Source organism: Peribacillus deserti, assembly GCF_002863585.1.
Lineage (GTDB): Bacteria > Bacillota > Bacilli > Bacillales > DSM-1321 > Paraperibacillus > Paraperibacillus deserti_A.
This window is the reverse complement of record NZ_PGUY01000079.1, coordinates 1-18,280: the sequence shown is the minus strand read 5'-3', so window position 1 is coordinate 18,280 and position 18,280 is coordinate 1. Positions and strand designations below refer to the sequence as shown.

Here is an 18,280-nt window from a genome sequence, read left to right as displayed (position 1 = left end):
CCCTGTGAGAGTAGGACGCTGCCAGGCAGACCGAAGATCAGCTGTGATAGCTGGTCTTTTTTTGTGTCTTTTAAACCAGGTTAAAAATAGATAGATGATATTTAGTAAAGGCATACCATACCTTGAATGGCGATGGCAGCCCGTGGGCTCTTCTCCCTGTGAGAGTAGGGACGCTGCCAGGCAGACCGAAGATCAGGAGTCTTTTTTTGTCTTCTAAACCGAGGGTGAAAAATAGAATGGTTAATAAAGATAAAACGAACCCGGTTGAGGAACAAAGAGACCACCGACTACCATCCCCTGAATACTGAGGGAGAATGTGGTTGATGGACTTCTTTTATTAATAGTCCTATATTGAGCCTTATTGCTCGAGTTCCAGTGTCAGATTGAAATCCATTTATTCACATCCAAACGTGCATTTTAACTCATTTTTAGAAAGTAACAGATAAAATTAGGTCATTACTGCAGCATATTGGAGAAAAAGGAAGGCCAATATGGTGACATTTAAGCGGAATTAAAGCTATAAACGTATAAGCCGAGTAGATGTGGAAAGTTTTACTTGTGTATAGATGCTTTATGATTAGGTTTTAACGATTTATGCTTATGTTTTTTAGATTTACGCTTATGTTTAATCGTTTTATGCTTATCTGGGCAATGAGTATGCTTATTTTTTAGCTCATATGCTGATCCGAATGGCTATATGCTGATCAAGTTCGATATATGCTGATCCGAATTGCTTTATGCTTATCGTCAAAGGCTTATGCAGTTCTTGCACAAAAAACCTAATTCCTGCTATGATTCAGCGCGAGGCTATATGACATTGTTTCATCCTTATAATGGATCCCAAACCAAATGCTATTCTTGCTAAACTCTCCTTTAATCTCCTCAAGAAAGCGTTCTTCCTTGCCCCGAACCAGTCATTTTCTAGAAAAGTTTAACCGAGACATACACAGATACAGAAATAGAATCATACAATAAACAAAATGGGCCAATATCCCGGTTTAAAACTATTCGAAAAATTGTATACAAAATGACATTTTCGGAGAATATAGGGATATGGAGGTGGAGATGGTGGAATCGGCAGCGGCAAGAAAGAATGTAGGGGAAATTTGTGTGGTTTGTGAACAGCCACGGTTTAAAGGAATACACCTGTATACATCTTTTATTTGTACGGAGTGTGAAAGAGATATTACGGCAACAGATACGAAGGATCCTAAATATACGTTTATCATTAAGCAGTTAAAAAAAGTTACAACACCAGAAATTTATTCATAAGAAACTTATATCATAACCCTGCCATTATACAAGCTGGCGGGTTTTTTTTATGAAATGCAGCAGATACAGCACATGAAAAACCATAGCGGCTTCAAACTTTGTTAAAATAGGGTTACATATGAAAAAGGATGATTTTATTGTGATGAACCAATATTCGTTTCCTTTGTTCCAGGCATTGCTTGAACATCATAGGAAGGACCCTGTTTCGTTTCATGTTCCAGGGCATAAGTATGGAAGGGTGTTTCCGGAAGAGGGAATGGATTTTTATCAATCTATTTTGCGTATAGATGCGACTGAATTATCAGGGCTGGATGACTTACATGCTCCTGAGGGACCGATTGAAGAGGCACAGAAACTGCTAAGCCTTTTATATGGATCCCGGGAAAGTTATTTCCTGGTGAATGGAACGACTTCAGGAAATATGGCTATGATATTAGCTGCCTGCTGTGATGGAGATCTTGTGCTAGTTCAAAGAAATTGCCATAAATCAATTCTTCATGCATTAAGAATTGCTAATGCCAGGCCTATATTTATTTCTCCAGAATTCAATGATATCTTTAATGTGGCGGCAGGGATTACGGCAGAAAACATTGAAGAGGTGCTCAAAATCCATCCGAATCCAAAGGCACTCATCTTGACGTATCCAAACTATTATGGTGAAGGGAAGGATATAGATAGAATCATTGAGCTCTGCCACCGTCATGGCATAGCTGTATTAGTGGATCAGGCACATGGTGCACATTTTGTTCTAGGCGAACCTTTTCCGAAATGTGCGGTTGCTGCCGGGGCGGATGTTGTAGTCCAGTCCGCTCATAAAACTCTTCCAGCCATGACCATGGGTTCATACTTACATTTTAAAAGTGATATCATTGATAAAAGCAGGCTTCGTTTTTATCTGCAAATGTTCCAATCCAGCAGCCCTTCCTATCCGATCATGGCGTCTCTGGATCTGGCAAGGCATTACGCGGCGTCCTATTCTTCAGAAGAGCTGGAGAGACTAGTGAGCGTCCTTAACAGCTTAAAAAGTGACATAAACAATATTGACGGAGTCAGGGTTTTAGAGCACGATCATATAGATCCCTTAAAGATAACGATACGGTCAACGCGAGGAGTACCAGGTTACATTCTTCAAGAAGGATTGGAGAAACAGCGGATATTTGCAGAACTTGCAGATCCTTATAATGTCTTATTCGTTGCACCTTTAAGCAGCGATACTTTGACCAGGCAGTATGAAAAAGTTTTAAAAGGAATAAGAAAAGGAATAAAGGATATAAGGAAGGAACACAAAATTTCCTCTATTCATACATCGTGGATTTCTGAAACAGCCGGACTGGAAATTTCTTTTAAGCAAATGGAAGTTCTTGAAAGAAAAGAGTTGCTGATTGAAGAAAGTGCCGGAATGATTGCAGCAGAATCCATTATTCCCTATCCTCCAGGTATTCCTCTTTTTCTGCAGGGAGAACGTATTACCGAAGAGCGGATCTCAATACTTAAATCGTATCAGGCATTAGGTGCAAGATTTCATGGCGGAGAATGCCTCTCAGAAAATAAAATTAAGGTTTTTAAGGAAACGTAAGTATAGACAACTGGTGTAAGAATATGGAGGGTTTTAGTTTAATGAATCATGGAATGTTTATAACGTTTGAGGGACCTGAGGGTGCCGGAAAGACAACAGTTCTCGCTATGCTACAGGAATATCTTGAGGAACAGGGATTTCAGGTACTGCTGACAAGGGAACCAGGCGGGATTCCTATAGCTGAACAAATACGGGAAGTTATTTTGAGTACATCCAATACAGAAATGGATCCGAGGACCGAAGCTCTGCTGTATGCCGCAGCAAGAAGGCAGCATCTTGTTGAAAAAGTAATACCGGCACTAGAGAAAGGAAGCATGGTTCTATGTGACCGCTTTATTGACAGCTCGCTCGCTTACCAAGGATATGCTAGAGGGCTTGGGATTGATGAAGTGAGTACGATAAATGAATTTGCCATTGAGGGATTATGGCCAGATGCTACTTTTTACTTTGACATTGAGCCTGAAGAGGGATTAAGAAGGATAAGCAGCAATAGCGGAAGAGAAGTTAACCGTCTGGATAGCGAGAATGCAGCGTTTCATGACAAGGTGAAAGAGGGCTATATGCAGCTTATAGACCGCTACCAGGGAAGATTTCATATTATTCATGCTGAGAAAGAGCTGCCTCTGGTTTTTGAGGAAGTAAAAGCAAAGCTTCTGGATATTATTAATCGATGAGTGCGCATTTAAAATCAACAGCTAAAATATTGCTATAATTAAAATAAAAGGAGGTTATTATTATGAAATTAATCATTGCGGTGATTCAGGATAAAGACAGTAACCGTTTATCAAATGCATTGGTCGATCATAATTTTAGAGCGACGAAGCTTGCTACTACTGGGGGCTTTCTTAAATCAGGGAATACGACCTTCATGATTGGAACTGATGATATCCGTGTGGATAAAGCATTAGAGATTATAAAAGAAAACTGCCAGTCACGCGAGCAGTTAGTAGCACCTGTTTCTCCAATGGGCGGTAATGCAGATTCCTATGTTCCATATCCGGTTGAAGTAGAAGTAGGAGGAGCGACAGTATTCGTCCTGCCAGTAGAACATTTCCGTCAATTCTAAGTAAAAACCTATATCGAATACCATGATGATGCATCATCATGGTATCGATTTGGAGGGATCATTATGAAAATAAACCAGGAGCTTCATGTTAAGCTGGACAAGGTAAGGACAGATCAAAGACCAGCCTTGAATGGAACCAAAAAGTTCGGTGATATCATTCAAAAACAGGATCAGAAAATGCAATTTGGTGCTTTAAATAAGCTGCTGTCAGAGATTGAAGGTGCAGGTGACCGGCTTGGGCGTTCCAGGAATTTCAGGGATCTGGCAAAATTCAAAACGCTTGTTAAGCGGTTTGTAAGAGAGGCAGTTGATTTCGGGATGGAATTAAATTCATCTCAGAGCTGGAATTCCTACGGGCAGAGCCGATCGCTGAAAACCGTGGAAACGGTTGACCAGAAGCTTGTAGAGCTTACAGAAGAAGTAATGAACAAAGAAAGAACATCCATTGATATCTTAGGAAAAATAGGAGAAATTAAAGGACTTCTTATTAATATCTACACGTAAGCGAGTGATGATTGTGATTAGCGAATGGAGTAAGCTGGAGGAAATACAGCCTGATGTCTATAGAATGCTTAAAAACAGCCGGCTAAAAAACCGTGTCGCGCATGCCTACCTCTTTGAGGGCGGGAAGGGTACCGGTAAAAGAGACGCGGCTATTTTGTTTGCGAAAAGTTTATTCTGTGAACATATAGAAGAAAATATCGAACCATGTAACCGCTGTTTGAACTGCAAGAGAATCCAAAGCGGCAACCATCCGGATGTTCACGTGTTAGAACCCGATGGGCTTTCGATCAAAAAGGAGCAAATCCAAACCCTTCAGGAAGAATTCTCAAAAAAGGCGGTGGAATCAAACAAAAAGTTCTACACCATCTTCCATGCCGATAAAATGACGGTCCAGGCCGCAAACAGTCTGCTTAAGTTTCTGGAAGAGCCTAATCGGGAGTCGACAGCCATTTTAGTGACAGAGCAGGTGCAGCGAATATTACCTACAATCCTATCGAGATGCCAGGTTATCTCATTCAAGCCGTTATCCCCTGTACATTTTAAAGAAACATTATTGAAAAATGGCGTATCACCACACAATGCCTCAATTATTTCTTATCTCACCCAAAATTTGGAAGAAGCCTTAGAGATGAATTCTCAGGAATGGTTTGCACAAGCTCAAAAAATAATGGTAAAATTATATGAAACGCTTCGCAATAATCCATTAAAAGCGCTTTTATATCTTCAGGAAGAATGGTTTGCCCATTTTAAGGAGAAAGAACAGATTGATAGAGGATTAGACTTATTGTTCCTGATTTATAAAGATTTACTGCATGTTCAATTGGACAAGCGTGATCAGCTGGTTTTTAACCACTTAGAGAAGGTGCTGGAGCATGACGCACTGTTGATTTCTTCTCAACGCCTGGCTGAAAAAATGTCTGTTATCTTAGATGCCAAAAAAAGATTGTTGTCCAATACTAATACCCAGTTATTGATGGAACAGCTGGTGTTAAATTTGCAGGAGGGATCCTCATTTGTTTGATGTAGTAGGTGTCCGCTTTAAGAAAGCGGGTAAAATATATTATTTTGACCCTGGTGATTTGGATATTCCTAAGGATGAATTCGTTATCGTCGAAACCGTCCGCGGGGTTGAATTCGGCAAGGTCGTGACGGCCAGGAAGCAGGTAGGGGAAAAAGATGTAGTGCTTCCTCTAAAAAAAGTGCTTCGTATTGCTGAGCAGAAAGACAGAATGATTGTCGATGAAAATAAAGCAGCTGCACAGGAGGCATACAGAACCTGCTGTGATAAAGTAGAAGAACATCAACTGGATATGAAGCTCGTTGATGTCGAATATACATTTGACCGCAATAAAGTTATATTTTATTTTACAGCAGATGGAAGAGTCGATTTCCGAGAACTGGTTAAGGACCTGGCTTCTATCTTTAGAACAAGAATAGAACTGCGGCAGATTGGTGTCAGGGATGAGGCTAAGATGCTTGGCGGAATTGGTCCCTGCGGCAGGATGCTCTGCTGCTCTACCTTCTTGGGAGATTTTGAACCGGTATCCATTAAAATGGCTAAAGATCAGAATCTGAGTTTAAATCCGACAAAGATTTCCGGACTTTGCGGGCGGTTAATGTGCTGCTTGAAATATGAGAACGACGAGTACGAATCTGCGAAAGAGCAGCTTCCTGATTTAGGGGAAATGATTCAGACTCCAAATGGTACGGGCAAGGTAGTGGGGCTCAATATTCTAGAACGCGTACTTCAAATTGAATTAGTCGAACAAGAAAGAGTATTAGAATATACTTTAGATGAAATTCTAAAAGAAGGAGCCGTTTCTATACAAGCCACAGATTATTAAGGTGGTGAGAGCGTGGATAAAAAAGAAATTTTTGATTCTGTGAGTAATATGGAAGCACAGATTGGCCATTTATATAAGCAGCTTGGTGAATTAAAAATTCATTTGGCAGAGATTTTAGAGGAAAACCACTCGCTGAAGCTTGAGAATGAGCATTTGCGCAATCATTTAGACCATAACACAAAATCAAAGGAACCAACTGAAAAAAATCAAGCAAAGAAAAAATCTTCCGCGCGATCAAAAGATAATAAGGTACATGATGTTGGTGAAGGATACGATAACCTGGCCCGTCTTTATCAGGAAGGCTTTCATATCTGTAATCTGCATTTCGGAAGTCTGCGCAAGGAAGGCGATTGCCTTTTCTGCCTATCCTTTTTAAATAAGAAATAGTATCCGGTCTGGCTCACGCATTTAATGGGTCAGACCTTATTTTTTACTGTAATTTTGAACGAATGATTATTTAATAAGGCTGTTTTTGCAAACTTTGTTGTTGTTGAACAAGAGAGTTGATTGGAACGTGAGGATGTTCGCGGACCTTAGGGGCAGGCGCCCGAGCCTCCTCGGCTTCGCCTTTGGGGTCTCACCTGATTGAAAAGCGGAGGACGGTGCTTTTCAAGAAAAATTCCATCCAAAAGCTGAATGATGAACTTTATTAAAGTAGAGGCAAGACACTAAAAGAAAAGCAGACACCTGATAAAGAAGACTTGCTGATTGGCAAGCGATAGCGAAGACAGAAGCTTAGTCGCCCTTACCACGCTTGAACGGCCACGTCCTGTGGCCCCGCCTGGCTCGCACATCCTGTGCATCGTGCGTTAGCCAAGCATAAGACGATCTGGCTGTGGGGAGTGCTTTTCTTCCCATAGACGGATTGGCTTATCACTCGAGTGTCTCAGCTTGGAGCCGGATCGAGGAGTCTCGCACCTTACGTTCCAATCAACCTGTTTAACTAATAGGATCGGTTCACAGAACTATAAAAGAGCCTTTAATAAAGAATATGACAAGGTTCATACTAAAGCTACGTAACTAGAAAGACAAGCAGGAGGATAAACTGATGGTTATACTTAAAGGGGATGAGCGTCTCGATTATTTACTAGCAGAGGATTTGCGGATTATTCAGAGTCCTTCTGTGTTTTCCTTTTCCCTAGATGCAGTCCTTTTGGCTAAATTCGTCCGAGTCCCAGTACATAGGGGCAGCCTGGTTGATTTATGTTCGGGTAACGGTGTCATTCCGCTGCTTCTTAGCACAAGGACGAAAGGGCATATTACCGGAATAGAAATTCAGCAACGGCTGTATGATATGGCGGTTAGAAGTTTTGAATACAATGCATTAACGGATCAGCTCGCTATGATTCATGGAGATATCAGAGAAATACCAAAGGAAATTGGGTTCTCGAAATATGATGTTGTAACCTGTAATCCTCCATACTTCCCTACTCCTTCAGAAGAGGAAATCAATAAGAATGAACACCTGGCAATAGCGAGACATGAAATTATGTGTACGCTTGAGGATGCTGTAAGAGTCAGCAGCCAGCTTTTAAAGCAGGGCGGAAAGGCGGCTTTTGTGCACAGGCCGGGACGCTTATTAGATATTCTAAGCCTGATGCGTAAGTATAGGCTGGAACCCAAACGGCTTCAATTTGTATATCCAAAGGAAGGTAAGGAAGCTAATACTATTCTGGTAGAAGGAATAAAAGACGGAAACCCCGACTTAAAAATCCTGCCTCCATTGTTTGTTTATAATAAAAATAATGAATACACACAAGAGGTAAGCAGGATATTATATGGAGAAAAATAATAAGCATTATTTTTACGTGTTAGAATGTAAGGATGGCAGCTACTATGCAGGGTATACGAATAATTTAGAGAAAAGGGTCAGTACCCATAATGAAGGAAAAGGTGCCAAGTACACCCGGGGAAGAGGACCAGTAAGGCTGATTTACAGTCAGACATTTATGGAGAAAAGTGATGCTTTGAAAATGGAATATCAATTTAAGCAGCTTAATAGGACAGGCAAAGAAAGATTCATCCGGGAGGGAGGAAATAAGAACGATGTGGCAGCAAAAAAGCTTTGAAAAAGAAGGTGCGGAGGGTGCCCTTTACTTGGTGCCTACCCCAATCGGAAACCTTGAAGATATGAGTTTTAGAGCGATTCGTATCATGAAGGAAGCAGATTTTATCGCGGCAGAAGATACAAGGAACACAAAAAAATTATGTAATTACTTTGAGATTGATACCCCTATCATTAGTTATCATGAACATAATAAGGTGGCCAGCGGGAAACAGCTGTTAGATAAAATTAAAGCGGGACAGGTGATCGCCTTAGTAAGTGATGCAGGAATGCCTACTATATCTGACCCGGGATATGAACTCGTCCAGGAAGCCTTAGGAGAAAATATAACGGTTATTCCTCTTCCTGGTGCAAATGCAGCCCTGACTGCATTGATTGCCTCCGGAATTTCAACACAGCCATTTTACTTTTACGGGTTTTTAAGTCGATCATCCAAAGCAAGAAAAGCGGAATTAGAGGAGTTAAAAAAAATTACTTCCACATTTATCCTTTACGAGTCTCCGCACCGTTTGAAGGAGACGCTTCAAAATATCTTAGAAATTCTGGGAAACCGCAAAATTGTGTTATGCCGTGAATTAACGAAAAAATATGAAGAGTTTATCCGAGGTTCTTTAGAAGAAGCAGTTAAATGGGCAGTTTCCAGTGAGATTCGAGGAGAATTCTGCTTAATTATTGAAGGCGGCCAGATGAAAGAAGAAGAGCTGTCAAAATGGTGGGAGCCGCTTACGATATCTGAGCATGTAGATTTTTATATAAACAATAAAAATATGTCTTCCAAAGAAGCGATTAAGCAGACGTCGAAGGATAGAGATCTTCCAAAACGGGATGTTTACAATGTTTATCATATTGAAATATAAGTGAAAAAGGCTTCCCGTGGGAAGCCTTCGGCATATGGAGAAAATAATTCTAGCTTTACACTGGTTCCTTAGAAGAGAAGTCTAACATAGAAATTTTTAATTCTGTTAAACATTTAGTGTTTCTTATTTGTTTTAATTGTGTAGCCCACTGCCCATATGAACTTGTGAAGCCGTATGATTGCAAAACATCAGGGGAATTTGAGGTCCATTTTTATAAACAAGTATTTTTCATGGATAAGCCCTAATCTTGGTAACTTTTTTTGCAGCTTGCTTCCCCAGCTCTGGAAAAACAGGCTTTTGGAAGAGGGTGTTGTTAAATGTGAATGAAATAGAACCACGCAATAGGGTATATGCTTACCTTCTATAGAGATACGCTTATGTTTTCCATGTTTATGATTATCCCTCTTCTTACTATGCTTATCTTTAATGCTTATCCAGCGGCCTATATGCTTCTCTTTTGCGGAATATGCTGATCACCGGGCGGGAATCCTCTGTTTAATGACAGCCTTCGATTAATTTCTGGAGAGGACCAGGCGGGCTCGGTATACCGTGCAGGAAACCAGATTATCACGCGGGGCTGGAACGATTACTCGTATATCAGGAAAGGAAAAAGGCTGCCGAGACTCTCTCGACAGCCTGAAGGCTCCCATGGGAAGCCTTTTTATTATTTTACAGCTAGAAAACTATCCTGGATTTCTTTAAGCAATAGCTCTGCACCTTCACGGCTAAGAACAAGCTTTCCGTTAGCAAGAGATAAGTTAGTATCAGAAACTTCTCCTGTAACCTGGCAAGTCATATTTGGTTTATACTTTTTCAAGATGATTCTTTCATCATCTACGTAAATTTCAAGTGCATCTTTTTCTGCGATCCCTAATGTACGTCGTAACTCAATCGGGATCACTACACGTCCTAATTCATCAACTTTACGAACAATACCTGTAGATTTCATAATATAAAAACTCCTTCTCACCTAGAAATAATACTCGATTTTCTCTCTATTTATTTATCTATGTATTCGTCAATATTCGACAAATTCCCGCTACTTTTTCATAGTACCAGACATTCCCAAATACGTCAATTTATTTCCTGTTTAGATTCTCAGGGAATTAATGGTTATTAGAAAATGTTAATTTATCAAGGTTTATTTACCATTATATAAAATTTTTTACTAAAGGCAAATACTCTGTTTAACTCATTAGGAGACATTGTATTATGTGTGTGCAGGAAATAATCCCTATTCCAATCGACATTATTCGACAAAATTACCTATAAAACAGTGACCAATGTCGAAAATGTTAAGAGTACATAACCAAAAATTTTTGAGGTTTAAGGATAAAAGAACTAAACTGGAAATATTATTCCCACAATAATATTTTAAATGATTTCTTGGCAGTTTCCAATATGTTTCCAGAAAAAAAGCAGCGTTTTTTCCTGGTGAGTATTTCCATAAAATTTGCACCTTGCATGACTTTTAGGTATATTTTGTTGAGGGTAGAGGCCAAACTGAGTGCGAAGGCTTTACTTAAGTGCCAGCCATGGCACGAGTTACAAAAAAACTTCCTATTGTTATGTAATGATAGGAAAGAACAGTGAGCGGAGTCTGCCCAGAAGGGAAGGACTCTTTTTCATATTCATGCTGAACGATTTACTGTTAAAACCTTATAAAAACATGTCATAATAGAATTAAACATATCCTTATCGGAGGGAAGAGAAATGAGAGATAAGCTGAATACGTTTTATCTGACTACACCTATTTATTATCCCAGCGGGAATTTACATATAGGACATGCCTATACTACAGTTGCCGGGGATGCAATGGCTCGATATAAAAGAATGAGAGGCTTTGACGTTATGTATCTTACAGGTACTGATGAACATGGCCAAAAAATACAGCGTAAAGCCGAAGAAATTGGAGTTTCTCCACAAGCATATGTAGATGGGATTGTCTCTGGAATAAAAGAACTTTGGCAGAAGCTTGATATCTCGTATGATGATTTTATACGTACAACTGAGGATCGTCATAAAAAGGTCGTTGAAAAAATCTTTAAACAATTATTAGATCAAGGTGATATTTATTTAGATCATTATGTAGGATTATATTGTACTCCGTGTGAATCCTTCTTTACAGAGCGGCAGGTAGAAGGTGGTAATTGCCCTGACTGCGGCAGACCAGTAGAAAATGTAAAAGAAGAATCTTACTTCTTTAAAATGAGCAAATATGTAGACAGGCTGCTTGCATACTATGAAGAAAACCCGGAGTTCATCCAGCCCGAGTCGCGCAAAAATGAAATGATTAACAATTTCATTAAACCAGGGTTAGAAGATTTAGCTGTTTCCCGTACCACTTTTGACTGGGGCGTGAAGGTACCTGGTGATCCTAAGCACGTAATATATGTATGGATAGATGCTCTATCAAACTATATTACGGCACTAGGCTATGGAACTGAAGATGACTCTAAGTATTTAAATTACTGGCCGGCAGATGTCCACCTGGTGGGTAAAGAGATTGTCCGGTTCCATACCATTTATTGGCCTATTATGTTAATGGCTTTGGATCTGCCACTTCCGAAGAAGGTATTTGCACATGGATGGCTTCTGATGAAAGATGGTAAAATGTCTAAATCCAAAGGGAACGTAGTCGATCCGGTCACTCTCATTGATCGTTACGGTCTGGACGCCTTAAGATACTACCTTTTAAGAGAAGTTCCGTTTGGTTCAGATGGAGTATTCACACCCGAAGGATTTGTAGAAAGAATCAATTTTGATTTAGCAAATGATCTTGGTAACCTCCTAAATCGTACGGTTGCCATGATCCAGAAATATTTTAATGGTGTTATCCCAGTCTATAGCGGATCAAACGGCGAGTTTGATCAACAGCTACTTGAAATGAATAAAACGACAGTTGAACAATATGAAGAGGCTATGGAGAAGATGGAGTTTTCCGTTGCACTCTCCACTGTTTGGCAGCTAATCAGCCGTACTAACAAGTATATTGATGAAACTGCACCATGGGCACTGGCAAAAGATGAAAGCAAGCGAGGTCAACTTGGAGATGTAATGGTCCACCTTGCCGAATCATTAAGACGTTCTGCTGTACTACTGAAGCCTTTTTTAACAAAAACGCCTCAGAAAATTTTTGCACAGCTTAATGTATCCGATGAAGAGCTTCAGTCTTGGAGCAGTCTAGAGAACTTTGGAGTGATTCCTGAAGGAACTAATGTGGTCAAGGGTGACCCGATTTTCCCTAGGCTGGACTTAAATGAGGAAGTTGAATATATTAGAAACCAGATGCAGGGCGGCACTCCGCCAGCAGAGGCACCTGCTGAAGAATCGGCCGAGACGGCTCCGGAAACGGAAGAAATTACGATAGACGACTTTATGAAAGTCGAACTGCGGGTAGCAAGAGTCATTCATGCTGAACCTGTCAAAAAAGCAAATAAGCTGCTGAAGCTTCAGCTTGATTTAGGCTATGAAAAACGCCAGGTGGTTTCTGGAATTGCAAAATTCTATAAACCAGAAGATTTAGTGGGCCGTAAGGTAATCTGTGTTACAAATTTAAAACCTGTTACATTACGTGGAGAATTGTCAGAAGGTATGATATTGGCGGGAGAAAAAGATGGAATATTGTCACTTGCTACTGTAGGTGAAGAACTGGAAATCGGCGCTAAAGTTAAATAAAAAGTTATCTTTCTATAACTTAGAGGTGTTTCACGTGAAACACCTCTGTTTTTTTTGCTCTTTTACCGTTGGAATACTGCTGGATTTTAAATGATGAGTGATATTTTGATATCGGACATAAAATGAATACTGTTTTCGTAATATATAAATACACTTGTTAACCAGAGGCAAAAAAATTTGCAAAAAAGAGTAAAGTATGTAGAATAAAGGAAAAATCGAATAGGTCTAATGTAATGAAAATGTTACATAATTGTGAAACATGAAAAAGCAATTTTCTAATAAACTAGATGCTAGGGAAGGAAGAATAGCCAAATGTTATTTGATACGCATGCCCACCTGAACGATGAACAATTCAACGAAGATCTGACAGAAGTAATCGAACGGGCGAAAGCGGAAGGAGTTTCTCAAATAGTAGTAGTAGGCTTTGACCGCCCTACCATAAACCGGGCAATGGAGCTTTGTGAAACTTATGATTTTATTTATGCAGCAGTAGGTTGGCATCCTGTAGATGCAATCGATCTGACAGAAGAGGATCTTAAGTGGATCGAAGAACTTGCGGCCCATCCGCGGGTAGTGGCAATCGGTGAAATGGGTTTGGACTACCACTGGGATAAATCACCGAAAGATATACAGAAAGAAGTATTTAAAAAGCAGATCCGGTTAGCGAAAAGAGTGAAACTGCCTATTATTATTCACAATAGGGATGCAACAGCCGACATAGTAGAAATTTTAAAAGAAGAAAATGCAGCAGAAGTTGGGGGAATCATGCATTGTTTCAGCGGCAGTGCAGAGACAGCGAAAGAATGCGTTAATATGAATTTTTACATATCCCTTGGAGGACCAGTAACCTTCAAAAATGCAAAAAAACCTAAAGAAGTAGCTCAGGAAATCCCTTTGGAAAAGCTCTTGATCGAAACGGATTGTCCGTATCTTGCCCCTCATCCTAACCGCGGGAAGAGGAATGAACCGGCCTATGTGAAACTAGTAGCTGAGCAGATAGCTGAATTGAAAGGCATCAGCTTAGAAGAGGTAGCGGAGGCAACCACACGTAATGCCAGAAAATTATTCGGCATATTATGACATCAGAAATTGTCGGGTTATACGGGGACTTGTCCAAAAAAAACTTGTTTCTAAAAAGTTCTACAAGTCTCCATCCTATCATAGGATAACTATGTCGATAAGTCAGACTATCTTTTTTATAAGAGAGTAGGCATAATAAGAGCTACTCTAAGACAAAAATGAATAGTTTTGACAGTCGATTATAGTAATCTATATAATCACCGAAGAAGGAAAGGAGGAGTTTTTCATCGAGATAAGGAATATGAAAAACCTGTTTTCCAAATCTTTTAATCGTAAGAAATTGGCCATTTCCATCACAAGCCTTGTAGTTTTCGCAGCATCCTTGGGAATTTACCTTTATCACAGTACCAAGAAAACTGTAGCACTCACTCTAGATGGTCAAGAAAAGGTAGTCAAAACACACGCGGCTACTATTAATGATATATTAAAAGATTTGGAGATTACTGTTCATGCAGAGGATTATGTGTATCCAGAGCCTCATACAAAGGTAAAGGAGAACTTAAAAGTTGTACTCGAATCGGCAAAACAGGTTGAATTTATCCAAGATCAAGAAAAGAAGAAAATATGGACAACAGCAAAAACAGTAAGCAAGCTCCTGGAGCAGGAGAAAATGAACATAACCAATTACGACCAAGTTAGCCCTTCTAAGGATGCTCCTATCAAAAACGGAATGAGCCTTACAATTAAGAAAGCCTTCCCAGTAGACGTCCGTGTCTCGGGGAAGAGAAGCAAGGTTTGGTCAACTTCGACTACGGTCGCTGACTTTTTAGAGCAACAGAAGATTAAGCTCAATCAATTAGACCGGGTTGAACCAGGATTACATGAGCAAATTAAACCAGGAAATGTGGTAAAAGTTGTACGAGTAGAAAAGGTCACCGATGTAGTGGAAGAACCAGTAAATTATGCTGTGATTACCAAAAAAGATGCTAACTTGAAGCAAGGAACCCAAAAGATTATAGCAGAGGGACAAAAAGGCCTTATATCGAAGCAATTCTCTGTTACCCGTGAAAACGGAAAGGAAGTAGCTCGCAAGCTGGTCAACCAAAAGACGATCAAGCATAGGAAAAATAAAGTAATAGCTGTAGGTACGAAAATACTAGTGGCACAGGCATCAAGAGGCCAAGCGAGCCGCGGCGGGGCATCCTCAGGCAAGGAATTTTATGTGAACTCTACCGCATATACAGCAAATTGCAACGGATGTTCTGGTTTCACATCTACAGGTATTAATTTAAGAAGCAATCCAAACAGTAAAGTAATTGCTGTCGACCCAAGTGTCATACCTCTAGGTTCAAAAGTCTATGTGGAAGGATACGGGTACGCAATCGCAGCAGATAAAGGCGGAGCAATCAAAGGCCATAAAATAGACGTCTTCTTCCCATCCACGGCCGATGCATACAAATGGGGAGTCAGAAAGATAAAAATAAGAGTACTAAACTAATGCAATCCCGCAGAGGACTCCAATCCTCTGCTTTTTGCGTTATAATACGAAAGGTGCAGAACGGTGCTTTTCACACCTTTCTTAAACATGTTCAATGTAAAGCTATCTCTTATATAAAGCAGCATAAATAGAAAAGCAGACACCCGATAAAGAAGACTTGCTGATTGGCAAGCGGAGCGAAGACAGAAGCTTAGTCGCACTTATGCGCCAGCAAAGCATAAGGCGAGCAGGCTTTGTGAAGCGGTTTTCTTCACAAGGACTGATTGACTTATGACTCGAGGGTGTCAGTTCGGAACCAGACACCACCAAAAGCGGAGAACGGTGCTTTTCAACGCAGACATGTTTTGAAGCATCATGTTGAAGTAAAAAAGTTTGAGTGGTTTACATTATAGAAAAGCAGACTTCCGGGAGGCATAAGAAAAGCGGCAGCGAAAGGCCGATCTTGCCTTTTGATGGCGATTGGCTTATGACCGAGGAAGTCAGTTCGCAGCTAGATGCAACAAGAATCAGGTTTAAGTGGTTCAGAACAGCCGCCAAAAGTACAAACGGTACCCTTCAAAAGGATAAGGAGTCTTAGCTGGTGGAGTTTTTCGTAAATCATAGGAGGATTCCGAAAGACCTTACAAAGCGAATGGCTTTATTCGGAAGTGAGTTCAGAACACTATCGAAAGTTCAAAGGGTTTTAGCATTTGAAGCTCTTAGAATGTTTATAGAAAACCAATTTTTGAAAGGCACAGCATGACGCACAAGCCGATTCAGAACCACCCGCTGGAAAGAGATCTCTACAAAAATCATTGCTTTATTTGGAATGTAAGGCTAATTTAAAGTAATGTAACTCAATACGGAGTCGGATAAAGTAAGATGTGTTTCAAAAGCAGACAATGTCTTCGAAACTAAGGTGTTTAATCGCAGGCTTTTACATAAGTTTTGCCTTTATGAAAGAATTGCCTGAAAATCAGAGGGCAAGAGCAGGTTAAAAGGCTGCAGAACAAACGAATCAATCCAGCCAGAATATCAGAAGGCGGTCCTTTGCATGAAGGGAAGTGCCCAAGGCTTTAACTTGATGCACCGAAGGGTAAAATAAAACATAAACTGTCTATTTAATTGTCATTCTATAGATATAGACGAAGGACACTTGCGAAAGGTTTCGTATATTTGGAGGAAATATGAAAATTCAAGAAATTATTGTTGTTGAAGGTAAAGATGATACGGTAGCTATTAAACGAGCAGTGAGCGCAGACACAATCGAAACGAACGGTTCAGCGGTCAGCCAGTCGGTTATTGACCAGATTAAGCTAGCACAAGCTACCCGGGGGGTCATTGTTTTTACCGACCCAGATTTTCCTGGGGAAAAGATTCGTCATACCATAACTCAGCAGATACCCGATTGTAAGCATGCATTTCTTTCGAAGGAGAAAGCCCGCCCGAAGAATGGAAAGGGTATAGGAGTAGAACATGCCAGTCCTGAGTCGATTAGAGAGGCATTGAAGGAGGCACATCTGATGTCGGAGCAAGCTTCTTCTGACATCAGCCAGCAGGATTTGCTGGAAGCTGGATTAATTGGGGGGAGCGGATCTAAGGAACGCCGGGAAAGGTTAGGTCAGATCCTTAGTATAGGTTATACCAACGGAAAGCAGCTGTCTAAGAGGCTGCAAATGTTCCAGATATCAAGAGATGTATTTATAGATGCTATAATGCAGATCAAACAGGAGGAAGAAAATGAATAAAGACATTGCGACTCCCATAAGAACCAAAGCGATTCTTGACAAGCATGGATTTTCATTCAAGAAAAGTCTGGGTCAGAACTTTCTTATAGATACTAATATCCTTAATCGTATTGTGGACTTTGCTGAACTTACCGAGGAAAGCGGTGCGATTGAAATTGGGCCTGGTATTGGAGCTTTGACTGAGCAGCTGGCACGCAGAAGTAAAAAGGTGGTCGCTTTCGAAATAGATCAGCGCCTTCTTCCTATTTTAAATGATACCCTGCAGCCATATGACAATGTAAAGATCATTCATCAGGATGTTTTGAAGGCAGACTTGTCCGAGGTCCTGCAAAGTGAGTTTGGTACTTTTAAGGACCTGATGGTAGTGGCCAATCTTCCTTATTATGTAACAACGCCGATCATAATGAAATTTTTAGAAGAGCGGCTGCCGGTAAGAGGGATTGTGGTCATGCTTCAAAAGGAAGTAGCTGACCGTATTTCCGCTAAGCCCGGAACAAAAGAGTATGGTTCGCTCTCCATAGCCATTCAGTACTATACAAAGGCTGAGACGGTCATGATTGTACCAAAGACTGTGTTTGTTCCACAGCCAAATGTCGACTCTGCAGTTATCCGGTTAACCATGCGCACAGAACCAGCCGTCCAAGTGAAGAATGAGGACTTCTTCTTTACCATAACAAGGGCAAGCTTTGCTCAAAGGAGAAAAACGATATTAAATAACTTGGTTAATCAGCTGCCAGATGGAAAAGAAAAGAAGGATCACATCCTAGAAGCTCTTTCAGAGTCTGGCATTGATCCTGGGAGACGCGGAGAAACTTTGTCGATTCCGGAATTCGCAAAACTAAGTGATAGTCTTCTTGTCCATTTTCAATAATTCATGCAACTGAAACACCCGCAGACTCTGCGGGTGTTTTTGTTTTAGGTTAGTGAAACAAGCCGCCTATTTTCTGTGATTCGTCTGGCTGCGGACTGACACCTTAGTCATAAGCTAATTCGCTGCCGGTTTTCATAGGCTGTTTTCGAAAACTTTGTTGTTATTGAATAAGGGAGTTGATTTCCACTTCAGGATGCTCGCTTTCCGCGGGGCGGGCGCTGAGCCTCCTCGGCTCCGCCTGTGGGGTCTCACCTGTCCCGCTGCTCCCGCAGGAGTCTCGCACCTTACGTTCCAATCAACCT

The 18,280-nt window shown here is 40.6% G+C and carries 18 protein-coding genes; 17 read left to right on the top strand and 1 reads right to left on the bottom strand.

The window, feature by feature from the left end:
• Nucleotides 1-1,065: 1,065 nt before the first annotated feature.
• The 11 genes from CUU66_RS22160 (at nucleotide 1,066) to rsmI (ending at nucleotide 9,184) form a co-directional block, all read left to right on the top strand.
• On the top strand, nucleotides 1,066-1,272 hold the full coding sequence (locus CUU66_RS22160; protein ID WP_257968105.1) for a sigma factor G inhibitor Gin: 207 nt from the start codon (nucleotides 1,066-1,068) through the stop codon (nucleotides 1,270-1,272).
• 142 nt (nucleotides 1,273-1,414) lie between these two features.
• Complete coding sequence (locus tag CUU66_RS22155; protein ID WP_101645575.1) at nucleotides 1,415-2,848, top strand: aminotransferase class I/II-fold pyridoxal phosphate-dependent enzyme; 1,434 nt, start codon at nucleotides 1,415-1,417, stop codon at nucleotides 2,846-2,848.
• 41 nt (nucleotides 2,849-2,889) lie between these two features.
• Nucleotides 2,890-3,522, top strand: a complete 633-nt coding sequence (gene tmk / locus CUU66_RS22150; RefSeq protein ID WP_101645573.1) for a dTMP kinase — start codon at nucleotides 2,890-2,892, stop codon at nucleotides 3,520-3,522.
• A 62-nt stretch (nucleotides 3,523-3,584) separates the two neighbouring features.
• Complete coding sequence (locus CUU66_RS22145; RefSeq protein WP_101645572.1) at nucleotides 3,585-3,914, top strand: cyclic-di-AMP receptor; 330 nt, start codon at nucleotides 3,585-3,587, stop codon at nucleotides 3,912-3,914.
• Nucleotides 3,915-3,977: 63 nt separating this feature from the next.
• Entirely contained in the window at nucleotides 3,978-4,418 is a 441-nt protein-coding gene (locus tag CUU66_RS22140; RefSeq protein WP_101645571.1) for a YaaR family protein, read from the top strand.
• A 13-nt stretch (nucleotides 4,419-4,431) separates the two neighbouring features.
• Nucleotides 4,432-5,439: a DNA polymerase III subunit delta' gene (gene holB / locus CUU66_RS22135; protein ID WP_101645570.1), complete on the top strand. Its 1,008-nt coding sequence runs from the start codon at nucleotides 4,432-4,434 to the stop codon at nucleotides 5,437-5,439.
• The gene (locus CUU66_RS22130) at nucleotides 5,432-6,262 is read left to right on the top strand and encodes a PSP1 domain-containing protein (protein WP_101645569.1); all 831 of its coding nucleotides are present in this window, start codon (nucleotides 5,432-5,434) and stop codon (nucleotides 6,260-6,262) included. The genes holB and CUU66_RS22130 overlap by 8 nt, the downstream gene beginning before the upstream one ends.
• 12 nt (nucleotides 6,263-6,274) lie before the next feature.
• Nucleotides 6,275-6,649, top strand: a complete 375-nt coding sequence (gene yabA, locus CUU66_RS22125; protein WP_101645568.1) for a DNA replication initiation control protein YabA — start codon at nucleotides 6,275-6,277, stop codon at nucleotides 6,647-6,649.
• Nucleotides 6,650-7,310: 661 nt separating this feature from the next.
• Nucleotides 7,311-8,054 (top strand): tRNA1(Val) (adenine(37)-N6)-methyltransferase, encoded by a 744-nt coding sequence (locus tag CUU66_RS22120; protein ID WP_101645567.1) that lies wholly within the window; start codon nucleotides 7,311-7,313, stop codon nucleotides 8,052-8,054.
• Nucleotides 8,041-8,331 (top strand): GIY-YIG nuclease family protein, encoded by a 291-nt coding sequence (locus tag CUU66_RS22115; RefSeq protein WP_101645566.1) that lies wholly within the window; start codon nucleotides 8,041-8,043, stop codon nucleotides 8,329-8,331. Before CUU66_RS22120 ends, CUU66_RS22115 begins: the two co-directional genes overlap by 14 nt.
• On the top strand, nucleotides 8,309-9,184 hold the full coding sequence (gene rsmI / locus CUU66_RS22110) for a 16S rRNA (cytidine(1402)-2'-O)-methyltransferase (RefSeq protein ID WP_101645565.1): 876 nt from the start codon (nucleotides 8,309-8,311) through the stop codon (nucleotides 9,182-9,184). Before CUU66_RS22115 ends, rsmI begins: the two co-directional genes overlap by 23 nt.
• A gap of 664 nt (nucleotides 9,185-9,848) precedes the next feature.
• Here the strand turns inward: rsmI and CUU66_RS22105 are convergent.
• On the bottom strand, nucleotides 9,849-10,133 hold the full coding sequence (locus tag CUU66_RS22105) for an AbrB/MazE/SpoVT family DNA-binding domain-containing protein (protein WP_101645564.1): 285 nt from the start codon (nucleotides 10,131-10,133) through the stop codon (nucleotides 9,849-9,851).
• Nucleotides 10,134-10,897: 764 nt separating this feature from the next.
• On the opposite strand from CUU66_RS22105, the gene metG reads away from it, so the two are divergent.
• The 6 genes from metG (at nucleotide 10,898) to rsmA (ending at nucleotide 17,978) form a co-directional block, all read left to right on the top strand.
• Nucleotides 10,898-12,862 carry a methionine--tRNA ligase gene (gene metG / locus CUU66_RS22100; protein ID WP_101645563.1) on the top strand — a complete coding sequence of 655 codons (1,965 nt, stop codon included), beginning with the start codon at nucleotides 10,898-10,900 and terminating at the stop codon, nucleotides 12,860-12,862.
• A gap of 312 nt (nucleotides 12,863-13,174) precedes the next feature.
• A complete protein-coding gene (locus tag CUU66_RS22095) occupies nucleotides 13,175-13,942 on the top strand; it encodes a TatD family hydrolase (RefSeq protein ID WP_101645562.1) in 768 nt (255 codons plus the stop codon).
• Nucleotides 13,943-14,183: 241 nt separating this feature from the next.
• Nucleotides 14,184-15,380 carry a G5 and 3D domain-containing protein gene (locus CUU66_RS22090; RefSeq protein WP_101645561.1) on the top strand — a complete coding sequence of 399 codons (1,197 nt, stop codon included), beginning with the start codon at nucleotides 14,184-14,186 and terminating at the stop codon, nucleotides 15,378-15,380.
• 376 nt (nucleotides 15,381-15,756) lie between these two features.
• On the top strand, nucleotides 15,757-15,957 hold the full coding sequence (locus CUU66_RS24630) for a hypothetical protein (RefSeq protein ID WP_101645560.1): 201 nt from the start codon (nucleotides 15,757-15,759) through the stop codon (nucleotides 15,955-15,957).
• A gap of 589 nt (nucleotides 15,958-16,546) precedes the next feature.
• Entirely contained in the window at nucleotides 16,547-17,107 is a 561-nt protein-coding gene (rnmV, locus tag CUU66_RS22080) for a ribonuclease M5 (RefSeq protein WP_101645559.1), read from the top strand.
• On the top strand, nucleotides 17,100-17,978 hold the full coding sequence (rsmA, locus tag CUU66_RS22075) for a 16S rRNA (adenine(1518)-N(6)/adenine(1519)-N(6))-dimethyltransferase RsmA (protein ID WP_101645558.1): 879 nt from the start codon (nucleotides 17,100-17,102) through the stop codon (nucleotides 17,976-17,978). Before rnmV ends, rsmA begins: the two co-directional genes overlap by 8 nt.
• Nucleotides 17,979-18,280: the final 302 nt, after the last annotated feature.

What these genes read in the sequence shown, in the direction of transcription:
- CUU66_RS22120 (WP_101645567.1), top strand. Translation starts at nt 7,311, where the DNA reads ATGGTTATACTTAAAGGGGATGAGCGTCTCGATTATTTACTAGCAGAG.
- CUU66_RS22160 (WP_257968105.1), top strand. Translation starts at nt 1,066, where the DNA reads ATGGTGGAATCGGCAGCGGCAAGAAAGAATGTAGGGGAAATTTGTGTG.
- CUU66_RS22155 (WP_101645575.1), top strand. Translation starts at nt 1,415, where the DNA reads ATGAACCAATATTCGTTTCCTTTGTTCCAGGCATTGCTTGAACATCAT.
- rsmI (WP_101645565.1), top strand. Translation starts at nt 8,309, where the DNA reads ATGTGGCAGCAAAAAAGCTTTGAAAAAGAAGGTGCGGAGGGTGCCCTT.
- rsmA (WP_101645558.1), top strand. Translation starts at nt 17,100, where the DNA reads ATGAATAAAGACATTGCGACTCCCATAAGAACCAAAGCGATTCTTGAC.
- CUU66_RS22105 (WP_101645564.1), bottom strand. Translation starts at nt 10,133, where the DNA reads ATGAAATCTACAGGTATTGTTCGTAAAGTTGATGAATTAGGACGTGTA.
- tmk (WP_101645573.1), top strand. Translation starts at nt 2,890, where the DNA reads ATGAATCATGGAATGTTTATAACGTTTGAGGGACCTGAGGGTGCCGGA.
- CUU66_RS22095 (WP_101645562.1), top strand. Translation starts at nt 13,175, where the DNA reads ATGTTATTTGATACGCATGCCCACCTGAACGATGAACAATTCAACGAA.
- CUU66_RS22140 (WP_101645571.1), top strand. Translation starts at nt 3,978, where the DNA reads ATGAAAATAAACCAGGAGCTTCATGTTAAGCTGGACAAGGTAAGGACA.
- CUU66_RS22145 (WP_101645572.1), top strand. Translation starts at nt 3,585, where the DNA reads ATGAAATTAATCATTGCGGTGATTCAGGATAAAGACAGTAACCGTTTA.
- CUU66_RS22115 (WP_101645566.1), top strand. Translation starts at nt 8,041, where the DNA reads ATGGAGAAAAATAATAAGCATTATTTTTACGTGTTAGAATGTAAGGAT.
- rnmV (WP_101645559.1), top strand. Translation starts at nt 16,547, where the DNA reads ATGAAAATTCAAGAAATTATTGTTGTTGAAGGTAAAGATGATACGGTA.
- CUU66_RS22090 (WP_101645561.1), top strand. Translation starts at nt 14,184, where the DNA reads ATGAAAAACCTGTTTTCCAAATCTTTTAATCGTAAGAAATTGGCCATT.
- metG (WP_101645563.1), top strand. Translation starts at nt 10,898, where the DNA reads ATGAGAGATAAGCTGAATACGTTTTATCTGACTACACCTATTTATTAT.